This window comes from Corynebacterium dentalis (assembly GCF_900232865.1).
Classification (GTDB): Bacteria; Actinomycetota; Actinomycetes; order Mycobacteriales; family Mycobacteriaceae; genus Corynebacterium; species Corynebacterium dentalis.
Genome location: NZ_OCTS01000002.1, coordinates 1 through 13,614, shown reverse-complemented (window position 1 = coordinate 13,614; position 13,614 = coordinate 1). Strand labels below are relative to the sequence as shown.

Annotated in this window: 13 protein-coding genes; 10 read left to right on the top strand and 3 right to left on the bottom strand. The window is 60.2% G+C overall.

The features are described 5' to 3' along the window. Positions 1-14 precede the first annotated feature (14 nt). The gene (locus CS919_RS01650) at positions 15-476 is read right to left on the bottom strand and encodes an RrF2 family transcriptional regulator (protein ID WP_099297651.1); all 462 of its coding nucleotides are present in this window, start codon (positions 474-476) and stop codon (positions 15-17) included. A 145-nt stretch (positions 477-621) separates the two neighbouring features. Beyond that, complete coding sequence (locus CS919_RS10695) at positions 622-852, bottom strand: hypothetical protein (RefSeq protein WP_159460942.1); 231 nt, start codon at positions 850-852, stop codon at positions 622-624. Here CS919_RS10695 and metG point away from each other — a divergent pair. The 10 genes from metG (at position 851) to CS919_RS01600 (ending at position 11,846) form a co-directional block, all read left to right on the top strand. Next, complete coding sequence (gene metG / locus CS919_RS01645) at positions 851-2,695, top strand: methionine--tRNA ligase (protein WP_099297649.1); 1,845 nt, start codon at positions 851-853, stop codon at positions 2,693-2,695. The genes CS919_RS10695 and metG overlap by 2 nt on opposite strands. 27 nt (positions 2,696-2,722) lie before the next feature. Further along, positions 2,723-3,598: a TatD family hydrolase gene (locus CS919_RS01640; protein ID WP_099297647.1), complete on the top strand. Its 876-nt coding sequence runs from the start codon at positions 2,723-2,725 to the stop codon at positions 3,596-3,598. Positions 3,599-3,875: 277 nt separating this feature from the next. Next, positions 3,876-5,048: a resuscitation-promoting factor gene (locus tag CS919_RS01635; protein ID WP_099297645.1), complete on the top strand. Its 1,173-nt coding sequence runs from the start codon at positions 3,876-3,878 to the stop codon at positions 5,046-5,048. A gap of 124 nt (positions 5,049-5,172) precedes the next feature. Beyond that, positions 5,173-6,132 (top strand): 16S rRNA (adenine(1518)-N(6)/adenine(1519)-N(6))-dimethyltransferase RsmA, encoded by a 960-nt coding sequence (gene rsmA / locus CS919_RS01630; protein WP_099297643.1) that lies wholly within the window; start codon positions 5,173-5,175, stop codon positions 6,130-6,132. A 3-nt stretch (positions 6,133-6,135) separates the two neighbouring features. Continuing rightward, the gene (locus tag CS919_RS01625; protein WP_099297641.1) at positions 6,136-7,131 is read left to right on the top strand and encodes a 4-(cytidine 5'-diphospho)-2-C-methyl-D-erythritol kinase; all 996 of its coding nucleotides are present in this window, start codon (positions 6,136-6,138) and stop codon (positions 7,129-7,131) included. Positions 7,132-7,161: 30 nt separating this feature from the next. Continuing rightward, positions 7,162-9,045 carry an ABC-F family ATP-binding cassette domain-containing protein gene (locus CS919_RS01620; RefSeq protein ID WP_099297639.1) on the top strand — a complete coding sequence of 628 codons (1,884 nt, stop codon included), beginning with the start codon at positions 7,162-7,164 and terminating at the stop codon, positions 9,043-9,045. Positions 9,046-9,122: 77 nt separating this feature from the next. Further along, positions 9,123-9,332 carry a heavy-metal-associated domain-containing protein gene (locus CS919_RS01615; RefSeq protein ID WP_099297637.1) on the top strand — a complete coding sequence of 70 codons (210 nt, stop codon included), beginning with the start codon at positions 9,123-9,125 and terminating at the stop codon, positions 9,330-9,332. Between the two features lie 30 nt (positions 9,333-9,362). Further along, positions 9,363-9,938: a YdhK family protein gene (locus tag CS919_RS01610; RefSeq protein ID WP_099297635.1), complete on the top strand. Its 576-nt coding sequence runs from the start codon at positions 9,363-9,365 to the stop codon at positions 9,936-9,938. A gap of 73 nt (positions 9,939-10,011) precedes the next feature. After that, entirely contained in the window at positions 10,012-10,335 is a 324-nt protein-coding gene (locus tag CS919_RS01605) for a putative quinol monooxygenase (RefSeq protein ID WP_099297633.1), read from the top strand. A gap of 56 nt (positions 10,336-10,391) precedes the next feature. Then, positions 10,392-11,846, top strand: a complete 1,455-nt coding sequence (locus tag CS919_RS01600; protein WP_099297631.1) for an L-serine ammonia-lyase — start codon at positions 10,392-10,394, stop codon at positions 11,844-11,846. Between the two features lie 245 nt (positions 11,847-12,091). On the opposite strand, the gene CS919_RS01595 is transcribed toward CS919_RS01600, so the two are convergent. After that, entirely contained in the window at positions 12,092-12,748 is a 657-nt protein-coding gene (locus CS919_RS01595) for a putative endonuclease domain-containing protein (protein WP_099297629.1), read from the bottom strand. Positions 12,749-13,614: the final 866 nt, after the last annotated feature.

Genomic DNA, 13,614 nt, shown 5'->3' with positions numbered 1-13,614 from the left:
CCGAGATCTTGCCGTTAGTCCTTCATGAGGAAGTGCTGGCCGGAAATATCGAGATCGAGAACGTCTGCCACCGTGAACTTATCCAGCTCGGCGTAGAAGCGATCTTCGGCTTCTTGCAGAACGAGTTCGAAGGGCCTCTGCGCCTCGGAACTGGAGCCGTTCGATTCGGCGACGAGAGGCTGAATGTATCGGTCAACCTGTTCCACTGGGCCTTCGAGCTTGCGGATCAATTCCCCGAGACGGAAGCGCAAGCCGCCCTTGATGATGTGAATGCCTCCGGCGCGACCTCGGGAGGATTTAATGATGCCGATTTCCACGAGTCGCGAGGTGAGTTTGGCGACGTGAGTGGGGGAGGCACCGAGAGCTTCTGAGATGCCTGCGGCGGTCAGCCGGGTTGTCTCACCCGCCTGTGCTTGCTGGCGAGAAAGCTCTGCAATGATCTGCAGACCTAGGTTGGTCGAACGTGAGAGATGCACAAATTTCCTTCAGGAAAAGCAGGTGGAGCCCAGCGGAAGGAGATCAACTTGCGCCGGACTGGGTGTAACAAACAAACCGAAACTTTACACTAGTGGATTAAACAGGGGTAAAGAAATGATGCAGAACGTTGAAAACCTCACACTATTAGTTTTGTTCAGAAATAAAAAAGTGGCTACTTACTAAGTGCAAGAACTGCAGGCAGAAACGTTTGCTACGTGCAATTTCATCCTTGCCCTCGGGTGTAATCTTAGATATTGGAGAAAATTTTTTCTTTTGGAAGGCAAGATATGGAAATGGGGGAACGGCGCGACTTTCGCGGCGTGCACCCAGCCCGCATTCACCATCTGTCGCGCCATCTAATACGCTAGGAGCCATGACGAAACGCGTTCTCACCTCCGTTGCTTGGCCATATGCCAATGGCCCTCGCCATATCGGTCACGTTGCAGGCTTCGGTGTCCCCTCGGATGTTTTCGCCCGCTACCAACGCATGGTGGGCAACGAGGTGTTGATGGTCTCCGGCACCGATGAGCACGGAACCCCTCTGCTGGTACAGGCGGAGAAGGAAGGCGTGAGCGTTCAGGAACTTGCGGATCGCTACAACCGCATCATCGTTGAGGATCTCGCAGGACTGGGTCTGTCCTATGACCTGTTCACTCGCACCACCACGCGCAATCACTACGCCGTGGTGCAGGAACTGTTCACCGGCCTGAATGACAATGGATACATGGTCAAGGAGACCACCCGCGGTGCTATCAGTCCATCCACGGGTCGCACCTTGCCGGACCGCTACATCGAGGGAACGTGTCCCATCTGTGGCGCCACGGATGCCCGCGGAGATCAGTGCGATACCTGCGGCAACCAGCTGGATCCAGCGGATTTGATCGATCCGCGCTCCAAGATCAACGGCGAGACCCCAGAGTTTGTGGACACCGAGCACATCATGCTGGATCTGCCGTCCCTGGCTGGTGCACTGGAGGCGTGGCTGCACGAGCGCAAAGACTGGCGTCCGAACGTCCTGAAGTTCTCTTTGAACCTGCTCAAGGACGTGCGTCCCCGTGCGATGACCCGCGATATCGACTGGGGTATCCCCGTTCCCATCGAAGGCTGGCAAGACAATAACGCCAAGAAGCTCTATGTGTGGTTCGACGCCGTGGTGGGCTATCTTTCTGCGTCGATCGAATGGGCATGGCGTACCGGCCAACCAGAAGCATGGCGTAAATGGTGGAATGATCCCGAGGCTCTGAGCTACTACTTCATGGGCAAGGACAACATCACCTTCCATTCCCAGATCTGGCCAGCAGAGCTGCTCGGCTATGACGGCAAGGGAACCAAGGGTGGAAAGCCCGGTCCGTTGGGGGAGCCGGCCCTAAACCTTCCGACAGAGGTTGTCTCCTCGGAATTCTTGACGATGTCTGGTTCCAAGTTCAGTTCCTCCAAGGGCGTCGTGATCTACGTGCGCGACTTTCTCCGCGAATTCGGCCCAGACTCCCTGCGTTATTTCATCGCCATGGCCGGTCCAGAGACCACGGATACGGACTTCACCTGGGACGAGTTTGTACGCCGCATCAACGGTGAGCTGGCCAACGAATGGGGCAACTTGGTTAACCGCACCGTCTCCATGGCGCATAAGAACTTTGGGGAAGTTCCCACTCCCGGTGAATTCACCGCCGAGGATCAGGCACTGCTGGACGAAGCAGCCCAGGCTTTCGATGTGGTGGGACAGGCGCTGGATAAGTCCCGCTTCAAGGCGGGCATCACCGAAGCCATGCGTATCGCAGGGCGTACCAACCAGTACATCGCCGCGATGGAGCCATGGAAGCTGGCGAAGGATGAAACGCAGCGCGAGCGCCTGGCGACTGTCCTGTACGTGGCGCTGCAGATTGTCTCGGACGTCAATACCCTGCTGACCCCTTACCTGCCGTTTAGCGCGCAGAAGATCTTCGAAACCTTGGGTGGCAAGGGCGTGTGGGCTGCGCAGCCGAAGATCGTGGAAGTCACGGACGAGTCTCCACGGACACCTGTTGGCGTCGGCTTGCCAGAACAAGGACGCTCGTACTCCGTGATCATGGGAGACTACGACGACCAGCAGGCCACTTGGGCCCGCCGCGACTTGCGGCCGGGGACCCCACTGTCCAAGCCGAAGCCGCTGTTCCCGAAGCTGGAGCCAGAGTTGGGTGTTACCGGGCCGGAGTGGGCGCCGGTAGCACCTGTCGAATAGTGCGCTGAGCGCGCTAAGTTGGGGGACATGTCTAAGAAGTCTCGGCCAGTCGCAGTCCCTCCGGAAAATCTCTACCCGCTGTTTGATGCGCATACGCATCTGTACTCCGCATTTGGCAAGAGCGAACAAGGAGGCTCGCCTGAGACGTATCGCGACGGGGTGGAGCGTCTCATGGATCGTGCCGCGGGATCTGGCCTGGTCGGCGTGTGCACAGTGGGGGATGGACTCGAGGAGACCGCACGTGCTCTCGAGGCTGCACACTTCCACCCGCGAGTGTGGGCAGCCTGCGCGATCCACCCGACGCGCGCGCACGAGCTCGATGAAGCGGCCCGTGCCCGGCTGACGGAGATGGCTGACGACCCACGTTGCGTGGCCATCGGAGAGACCGGGTTGGATATGTACTGGCTGAGCAAGGACGAGTCCACGCCCAGCTTGGATGTGCAGGAAGAGGCACTGCGCTGGCATATCGATCTGGCGGTCAGCTCGGGCAAGCCATTGATGATTCACAATCGCGAAGCAGACGAGGACCTGATGCGGGTGCTGGACGATGCGCCGCGGCCGGTCAACGTCATCCTGCACTGCTTCTCCTCGCCGTTGGATGTGGCGAAGGAAGCGTTTGAGCGTGGCTATATTCTCTCCTTTGCTGGCAATTCCACGTTCAAGCGCAATGTGGAGATGCGGGAGGCAGCGAGGATCGCGCCCGCAGATCAGATTCTGGTGGAGACTGACGCGCCATACATGACCCCGGAACCGTTCCGCGGACAGCGCAATGAGCCCAGCTTCGTGGGCTATACCGCACGGATGCTGGCGGATGTGCGTGACGTGAGTGCCGCTACGTTGGCGGCGCAGGTGACGGAAAATGCGCGCAGGATCTACGGGCTCGGGGAAATTACGGAGATGTAATCCTTGTTGCTTTTGTTATAAAACGGGGCGCAAGCTCACTGCTGTGCGCTCATGTTTACGGCTGTTAACTCGTGTGGCTGGATTGTTTGTGCAGATGGGGGCGAATTCTGTGATTTGTCTGACAATCCTGCCGAGATTTTGCACGTAACCATTTCGTTATCGTATTGTGACAAAAGATTGTTTGAAGGATCCCGAGTCCTGCCTCTGCGAGGCGGGAAATTTCTGAAATTCTTCGTCGCCACACAACGGTGATGAAGCTGTGAGAGGCAAGAACCGAGTGTCACCAAAGAAGAAGTCCCACCTGCACCGCATTAACCACACCAACTCCACCCCGCTGCGCCTGGCAACGGGCGGTATGCTGGCCACCCTGGTGGTCGGCGGCGGAGCTGCAGTGGCAACACAGAAGGACGTCACGCTCGACGTCAACGGCGAGATCATGCAGGCCTCCTCCATGTCCTCCGACGTGCAGGGAATCCTGGATTCTGCCGGCGTAAACGTGGGCGACCAAGATCTGGTTACCCCAGCCCTCGGCGAGTCCGTGGACAATGACGAGACCATCACCGTCCGCTCTACCCGTCAGGTCAACCTCATCATCGACGGCAAAGCCAGCGAAGTAGACACCACCGCGCTGACCGTCGGCGACCTGCTGAACCAGATTGGTCGCGGCGACTCTAATGATGCGCTGTCTACCGCTTCCAACCAGTCCATCCCTCTGGAGGGCATGGACCTGAAGATCTCTACCAATAAGTTCTTCACGATTAACGATGGCGGAAAGGAAGGCCGCATGAGCCTTCCTGCAGCCACCGTGGGCGATATCTTCAAGCTGCGTGGCACTCCGCTGGGTCCAGACGATAAGGTCACCCCTTCCGCGGACACCCCACTGACGGAGAACATGCACGTCGACGTGCTTCGCGTGAGCAACAAGGAAGTCACGGAAGAACGAGACATCGAGCCTCCAGTTCGTCGCGTGGAGGATCCCAACGCTCCTGAGGGCGAAGAAACCGTGGTCAACCCAGGTGCGGCAGGTCGCGAGCGCGTGACTGTGCGCATCCGCGAGGTCAACGGTGAAGAGGCTGGTCGCGAGGTCATCAAGCGCGATGAGCTCACCCCAGCGCGTGAGCGCGTGGTCAGCGTTGGCGCCAAGCCTGCCGCACCAGCAGCCGCGAGCGCTCCAGCAGCCGCGAGCGCTCCAGCGGTTGCTGGCGGAACCGTGTGGGACGAGCTCGTTCAGTGTGAGGCCACTGGCAACTGGGCTATCAACACCGGCAACGGTTTCTACGGCGGCCTACAGTTCACCCAGCAGACGTGGGAAGGCTTCGGCGGCACCCAGTACGCTCCACGCGCTGACCTGGCTACCCGCGAGCAGCAGATCGCTGTGGCAGAAAAGGTACAGGCTGCACAGGGTTGGGGCGCATGGCCTGCATGTACCTCCAAGATGGGCCTGAGCTAACTTTCACGCCACCACCCACAAGTCTTGAGGTGCAGGCCCATGGGGCCGTCAGTCACGTGCATCGAGAAATTTAGCCCAGCGCTTTGCTGGGCTATTCTCATGTGAGAAGTCGCAAAGGAGACACATGACTGACCCGGACGCCGCCCGTGCGCAACTTTTGGGCCCCATCCAGGTGCGGGAACTAGCCGAGGAGCTGGACATTTCCCCCACGAAGAAGCTGGGGCAAAACTTTGTGCACGATCCCAACACGGTGCGCAAGATCGTCAGTGCCGCAGAAGTGGGCGCGGAAGATTCCGTGGTGGAAGTCGGTCCCGGCCTCGGATCTTTGACCCTCGCCTTGGTGGACACGGTGGGCTCTGTCACCGCAGTAGAGATTGACCCGCGCCTCGCCCAGCGCCTTCCGGCAACCATCGAGCATTTCGCGCAGCCCTTCGCGGATCGCTTCCACGTGATCCTCAAGGATGCGCTGCGCATCACTCGGCAGGATTTCGAATCCGCGGATCGCCCACTACCCACTGCACTGGTGGCGAACCTGCCGTACAACGTCTCCGTGCCAGTCTTGCTGCACGTCATGCACGAGTTCCCGACGATTGATCGAGTGCTGGTGATGGTGCAGCTGGAGGTCGCGGATCGACTCGCAGCCGGTTCCGGATCCAAGGTCTACGGCGTGCCGAGTGTCAAGGCCGGATTCTACGGCCGCGTCACCCGCGCGGCGACCATTGGCAAGAATGTGTTCTGGCCGGCTCCGAAGATCGATTCTGGCCTAGTCAAGATCGTTCGGTGGACCGCGGAGACCCGCCCGTGGTCGTTGGAGGACCTGCCCGCAGGCACCGGCGAGGAGGATCTTCGGCGCACCGTTTTTTCTCTTGCCGACGCCGCCTTCCTCCAGCGCCGCAAGACTCTCCGCGCAGCACTTTCTGGCTGGTTCGGCTCTGGTGTGGCTGCGGAAGCGGCTTTGGTGCAGGCCGAGATTGACCCGAAGGAGCGCGGCGAGAAGCTCTCCACTACCCAGTTTGTTGCCTTGGCTAAGGTGGCGATGCACCAGGGAATCCACGCCCCAGAACGCGCAGGACAGGAAGGCTAACTGATGGCAATCACTATCTCGGCGATCGCGCACGGCAAGATCAACCTGCATCTGGGAGTCTCCGATGTGCGGGATGATGGCTATCACGATCTGGAGACAGTCTTTCAGTCTGTGGCTTTGCAGGAGACGGTGCATCTGACGGAGGTGGCGTCGGAAAAAGGAGCGACCGTGACCGTGGAAGGACATGACGCACATCTGGTGCCCACGGACGAAACGAACCTCGCGGTGCGCGCAGTGGCCGCGGTGCAGCAGCGCGTGGCGCAGCAGATGGGCGCGGACTTTCAGGTCCCGCCCGTGGCCATCCACATAGATAAGGGTGTGCCGGTGGCGGGGGGCATGGCCGGAGGCTCGGCGGATGCGGCTGCGGCGCTGGTAGCGGCCGTGGAGTTCTACTGCTCGCGGCATCACGAGACCCGGGACCACGTGGTGCTGAGCCGGGACGAGGAATATCGGATTGCAGCCAGCCTGGGTGCCGATGTGCCGTTTTGCCTTCTGGGCGGGACTGCTCTGGGCACCGGACGCGGCGATGAGCTGGTCAGCGTGATGGCTCGCGGCCCGTACCATTGGGCGATCGCCACGGACAAGCGCGGGCTGTCCACTCCGAAGGTGTTTGCGCAGCTAGACAAGCAGCGGGAGAGTGGGCGCTCGCACTCCCACGCAGGCTCTACTGATGAGCTGATCCGCGTGCTGCACAGTGGCGATCCTGAACAACTAGCTCCGTTGCTGGTCAACGACCTGCAAGCGCCAGCCATCAGCCTGCTTCCCTCGCTGCGAGAAACCTTGGCCGCGGCCAAGGAAGCAGACGCGTTGGCGAGTATCGTGTCTGGTTCGGGCCCCACCATCGCGATGCTTTGCCGCGATGCGGAGCATGCACTCGAGGTGGCCACCGCCGTGTCCGTGTCTGGCAAGGCCAGTGCGACGATGACCACCACCACTCCGGCGGGACATGCGCGGCTGGCGGACGTTGCGGTCATCCGCGAATCTGGCTTGACCGAATAAATAACCACACAACCCTGAAAGGTTCACTGCGTGACCAACCTCATCAACTTGGAGAACGTGTCCAAGTCCTATGGCCTCAAGACTCTCCTCGACGGCGTGAGCTTGGGTATTAACTCCAGCGATCGTGTGGGGGTGGTGGGCCTCAACGGTGGAGGAAAGTCCACGTTGTTGCGCATTTTGTACGGTGCGGACACGCCGGATTCCGGTCGTGTGTCGCGCAACAATGACCTGCGCATGGCGATGGTGAACCAGGACGTGCTTCGCGAAGTGCTCACCGATGACACTCTCGCCGAGACCACCGTGGGGGATGCTGTGCTCAAGCCGTTGGGCGTGGAGACCTACGAGTGGGCGTCCAACCCGCGGATTCGTGCGGTGCTGCATGGGCTGGGCGTCGCGGAGTTGGGGCTGGACACGAAGGTCCGCGAGCTTTCGGGTGGTGAGCGCCGCCGCACCGGCCTGGCAGGTGCCTTGGTGCAGGACCTGGACCTGTTGATTCTGGATGAGCCGACGAACCACCTGGACGTGGAGGGCGTGCAGTGGCTGGCGGAGCACCTACTGCAACGCAATACCTCGCTGGTGGTGGTCACCCACGATCGTTGGTTCTTGGACACGATTGCCACCACCACGTGGGAAGTTCACGACGGCGTGGTGGACGTGTACGAGGGTGGCTACAACGATTGGACGTTTGCCCGCGCGGAGCGTGCGCGCCAGGCGGATGCGGCGGAGCAGCGTCGGCAGAATTTGGCGCGCAAGGAACTGGCGTGGTTGCGCCGCGGAGCTCCTGCGCGCACGTCCAAGCCGCGCTATCGCATTGAGGCTGCTGAGGCGCTGATTTCAGATGTGCCACAGCCGCGTGATTCGGTGGAGCTGCAGAAGTTTTCTATTCGCCGCCAGGGCAAGAAGGTCATCGACTTGGTGGATGCTGAGGTGGCCACCCCGGACGGGCGCACCTTGGTGGACGATCTGACCTGGCGTCTTGGTCCCGGTGAGCGCATTGGTTTGGTGGGCGTGAATGGCTCTGGCAAGACCACGTTGTTGCGCACCATCGCGGGTGAATATCCGTTGGTTTCCGGCCGTCGCGTGGAGGGCAAGACGGTGCGTTTGGGTTGGTTGCGGCAGGAGTTGGATGATCTTGATCCTTCCCGACGCCTACTCGACGCAGTCCAGGATGTGGCCAGTTACGTCACTATTGGCGACAAAGAAATGTCCGCCTCGCAGCTGGCTGAGCGCCTGGGATTCAGCGCCAAGCGGCAGCGCACGCCCGTGGGTGATCTGTCTGGTGGCGAGCGCCGCCGCCTGCAGCTGACGCGCGTGCTGATGGCTGAGCCGAACGTGCTGCTGTTGGATGAGCCCACGAATGATTTGGATATTGACACCCTCCAGGAGCTGGAGTCCTTGTTGGACTCGTGGCCGGGCACCATGGTGGTGATCTCCCACGACCGCTATCTGATCGAGCGCGTGTGTGACTCCACGTGGGCGCTGTTTGGGGATAAAAATCTGACGAACTTGCCGGGTGGAATTGAGCAGTACCTGGAACGCCGGAAGAAGCAGGGTTCCACGGCGCCCGATAACAAGGCACTGGGCGGGGAAGCGGCGCAGGCTACGGATCGAGGTGCGACGGTCGCTGAGGTGGCGTCGGAAAACCACAACAGCGCACCGAGAACCACGCTGAGCGCGCAAGAGGACCGCGAGCTGCAAAAAGAGATGAATGCCGTGGAACGGAAGATGGGCAAGGTGTCCAAGGAACTGGAGAAGCTGCAGGCAAAGATGGCAGAGGTGGCCGAGCGTATGGCTAGCGATGCCTCGGCGGCGGATGAGCTAACGGAGCTGGATGCCAAGGTCAGGGAAGCGCAGGAGCAGCACGAGGAGCTGGAAATGCGGTGGTTGGAGATAGCGGAGCAGCGCGAAGGGTAGTTGTTGAGAGCCTTGCCGTATACCCTATGGGGGTATAGGCTTGTTGGTGAAGCAATCATCAACGAGGAGGATTCACCATGGCTACCACTGAATACACCGTCACCGGAATGTCCTGCGGACACTGCGAAAACGCCGTCCGCGAGGAAGTCTCTGGCATCGATGGGGTCACCGGAATCGAGGTCAGCGCAGACACCGGACGTCTCGTGGTCACCAGCGAACAGCCCGTGGACGATCAGGCCGTCATCGACGCTGTTGACGAAGCAGGATACAGCGCCACCCGCAGCTAGACCGCACAACCACGAGCAACGAGGAGAACAATGAACAAGCGAACGCTGACCGGCCTCGCTCTGAGCGCCATGCTGACCGGCGGGTTGGTAACCGGATGTTCCCAAGCTGAAGAAGCTGCGGAACAAACCACCCATGATCACAGCACCATGGAAAACAACGCGAGCCACGAAATGGAACATCCAATGGACGGCGGACCGGCACCGGAAGGCATCACCGATGCCACCGACCCGAAGTTCCCCGTGGGCACCGACGTGCGACTCACAGCCGACCACATGGAAGGCATGGACGGGGCGAAAGCCACCATCGTCGGAGCGTTTAACACCTACACCTACTCGGTGAACTATGACCCCACCGATGGCGGCGCCCGCGTGGAAGACCACCGATGGGTCGTGCAAGAAGAGCTGGAAAACGCAGGCGACCAGCGCCTCGCAGACGGCACGCCCGTGACCATCCTCGCCGACCATATGGCAGGCATGAAGGGCGCCAAGGGAGACATCGCCTACTCCACGGACGAGACCGTCTACATGGTGGACTACCAGGCCGATGGCATGACCATGAAGAACCACAAGTGGGTCGTGGAAAGCGAGATCGAACCACTGGACTAGTTGGACAAAGCCCTCCTGTGCGCAGAGTACGATGGGCGACACTCATGCTCACAATGCACAGGAGGCCAACCCTATGATTCTCATCAACGTCCGCTTCAAGCCACTGCCGGAATACGTGGACAACTTCCGCGACGTGGTGGCGGAATTCACCGATGCCACCCGCGCCGAAGAGGGCAACCTCTTCTTCGACTGGTACCGCAGCGAGGACAACCCAGCCGAATACATCCTGGTAGAAGGATTCGAAGACGACGCAGCGGAAGCGCACGTCAACTCCGAGCACTTTGAGAAGGCCGCCGAGCTGTTCCCCACTGTGCTGAAGGAAACCCCAGAGATCATCAACACGCTGATCGAAGGCAAGACGCACTGGGACCGCATGGCCGAATTCCAGGTCGACTAACCCCACACTCAGGTGGCTCGGTACGTGTTCTATCCAGCGGAGAAGGTGGCAAATAAGTGACAGTCAGCGTCTTTGACCTGTTCCAGATCGGTGTGGGCCCATCCTCGTCGCACACCGTCGGACCGATGCGCGCCGGGCTGAGCTTCGCCCGCGAGCTGCGCACAGTGGTGCGCGGTGGCACGAGCGCCAAGTTAGATGTGGAAACCAACCACAGCAAGCTCGCAGACGTAGTCACCCCGCACACAGATTACGGGCTGAGCATCAGCGTGATCCTCTACGGATCCCTGGCCGCCACCGGCACTGGACACGGCACCCTCGAAGCCTGCCTGCTAGGCCTCGACGGCGCTGACCCCTCCGAAATCGATCCGGACTATTCCACCGTGCGGGTCAAAGAGATCCGCGACGGTCGCGCACTTCGGCTCGCAGGCGATGAGTCCATCCCCGTGACCTGCGGTTTCCAAGACATCATCCTGCGCCCCGCCGTCCGCCGAACCATCCACACCAACGCCGTGACGTTCGTAGCCAACCTCGGCGATGGCCAACCGTCCTACAAACAGACGTACTACTCCATCGGCGGAGGCTTCATCCGCACCGAAAACGACATCCCCCAACTCGAAGAAATCACCGGCGAAGGCGTCTCTGAATCCGGTGCGAAATTGGTGGCACTCGCGGAGGCGGGAGAGGTTGGCGTCGGAGAAATTCAACGCCGGTGCGAACGCACCCTGCGGGACGATGAAGGAATCGACGCCGGACTCGATGCCATTGCACAAGCCATGGACGATTGCGCCAAGCGCGGCGTAGCGAGCGATGGGCTACTGCCCGGCATGCTGCAAGTGCGGCGACGCGCCAAGCGCTGGTATGACCAGCTCATGGACGAGGACCCCGGGCGAACCGCGGAATTCTCCGAGGACTGGGTGAACCTGATTGCGCTGGCCGTGAACGAAGAGAATGCCGCGGGTGGGCGAGTGGTTACCGCGCCTACAAACGGGGCGGCGGGGATCATCCCGGCGGTGCTGTTCTATGCGCAGCACTACACCCCGGCGGGGCGCGCATCGCAACGAGATACCGCGCGGCGATTCCTGCTGGCCGCGGGAGCTGTGGGCTCGCTATACAAAGAGCGCGCATCCATTTCCGGGGCGGAAGTGGGATGCCAAGGCGAGGTCGGATCCGCGGCATCCATGGCGGCGGCCGGTTTGGCAGAAGTGCTGGGCGGAACGCCACGGCAGGTGGCGAACGCGGCAGAGATCGCGATGGAGCATTCGCTGGGCCTGACATGCGACCCGATCGGCGGGCTGGTGCAGATCCCGTGCATCGAGCGCAACGCTATCTCCGCAGGTAAAGCCATCAATGCGGCGAAGATGGCTCTGCGCGGCGATGGTGAACACCACGTGAGCCTGGACGAGGTGATCGAGACGATGAAGCAGACCGGCGCGGATATGAGCGACAAGTACAAGGAGACCGCGGGTGGCGGACTGGCGACGAACGTCGCGGTGAACGTGCCAGAGTGCTGAGGTTTTGTGCGCTGGTGGGGGGGTGTTGGTGTGAGGGGTTGGCGCGGGTGTGGCGCCGATGTGGCGCGCTCCTCCATGTGGGTCTGATGCCGGTCAATTGGGGAAGCGCCAGTGAGTGGGGGGTGAGGAAGCGTCATACTTCCGTACCAAAACTCGCAGGTTCCAGTCACATGCGCGACATTTACCATGGGGAATGGCTCTGTCCGATTGAGTTTTGGTACAGAAGTATGAATCCCAGTTGATTTTCACTCCTTCCATGAGCGCCCAGCAGCTCGCCATTGCGCTTTGGGTGCTGAGAAACCTGCGTTCTGCATGTGCTTGAGCAAGTTATGGATCTGCGCTAGATAAGTCTGATCCCAAAAACTATCCGCATCCACGCGTAGAACCACGAATCCCGCGTTTTGCAGGGCTTTCTCTCTGTTTCGCTCGTTCAGAAGTACGTGGTCCAGGGGAGTACCTAGGCTGTTGTCATACTTCACGCGCCCGTCGTATTCCACTACCAGGCCGCACTCAAACATGAAGTCTACGCGGCCGAGTAGTTCGCCTGTGCGTGCATAGATATTGACCTGTTGGTAGGGCACAGGAAACCCGGCTCTCCACAAAGCGACTTTGAGCTCTGATTCCCGTGGGCTCTCAGAAAACGGCGTGACCAGCTTCAATGCCTGTCGTGCTTGAGCCGCACCTTTCCGGCCGGCTACCCGTTCAATGATGAGCTCAACCATTTTCTCCCATTCACCAACGTGCAACGGCCTTCGTTGGAACGCAGATTCGATCGCTGTCACTGCGGCCTGGGTGGAATGCCATAGGGCCATCTCGGCGCAGGTATCGATCAGTGAGCTGGCTCTGACTTCCCCGAATTCTGTCTGGACGGTTTGCGCCCGGCTTTCATGGTCATTTGGCACGTTGCGATACTTGCACCCTCTTTCCGTCCTGCCAGTGCTGGTCGCATTGCCTATTTCTACGGTGATGCCATTTGAAGTGTATGAAGGCGTGGCCAGGCCGTGTATGAGTGCTGCCGATTTTCCCGTCAATATGCACCTCGGCCGTGTCAGGGCGGTGGCTACGATGTGTAGTTTTTCTCGTTGCCTTCTGGTCAACTGTCGGTGCTTTTGCGTGGGCAGATATACGCCTCTACGTACGCGGACGAGTTCCCCCGAAGCGTACTTAGCGTGGATCTGTTGTCTGCCTGCTGTATTAGTATCCCTTAGTAGCACGAGTGGTCCCCCAACCTTTCCCATGACTTAAAGATCTCATGTTGACTTGGAATTCGCCTTGCGAGTTGGAGAATCTTTGGTTGGGGTGTGAGTTGGTGTGTTCGAAGTCGGGTTGGGTGCGATTTATGTGTTGATTCGGTTCGACGTCAGGAGCCTCCATAGTTTCGTACCAATTCTCAAAATGTGTTCTACATTTCCCCAGTTGAAGGTTGCAGGAGTGATCCGCCGTGAGCAGTTTTGGTACAGAAGTATGAGGCTACGCCAGAATTAGGCGGCTGCGGGAGCAGTGGCGGGAGCAGGACAAGCTCGGGAGCGGAATAGAAGGTAGGGCAGAGCAGTGGCGGGAGCAGGACAAGCTCGGGAGCGGAATAGAAGGCAGGGCAGAGCAGCGGCCGGGAGGAGGCGGGGTAGAAGCGAGGGTTTCGCACCTTTGCGGAAATTGAAGAAAACCCTAAGTGCGCAGGTAACATAAGCATTTATGAGCACCGAGTCACGCGCCGCCAGCGCCGCCACCGAACGCGCCGCCGGCGCCACCGAACCAGCCACCACCAAGC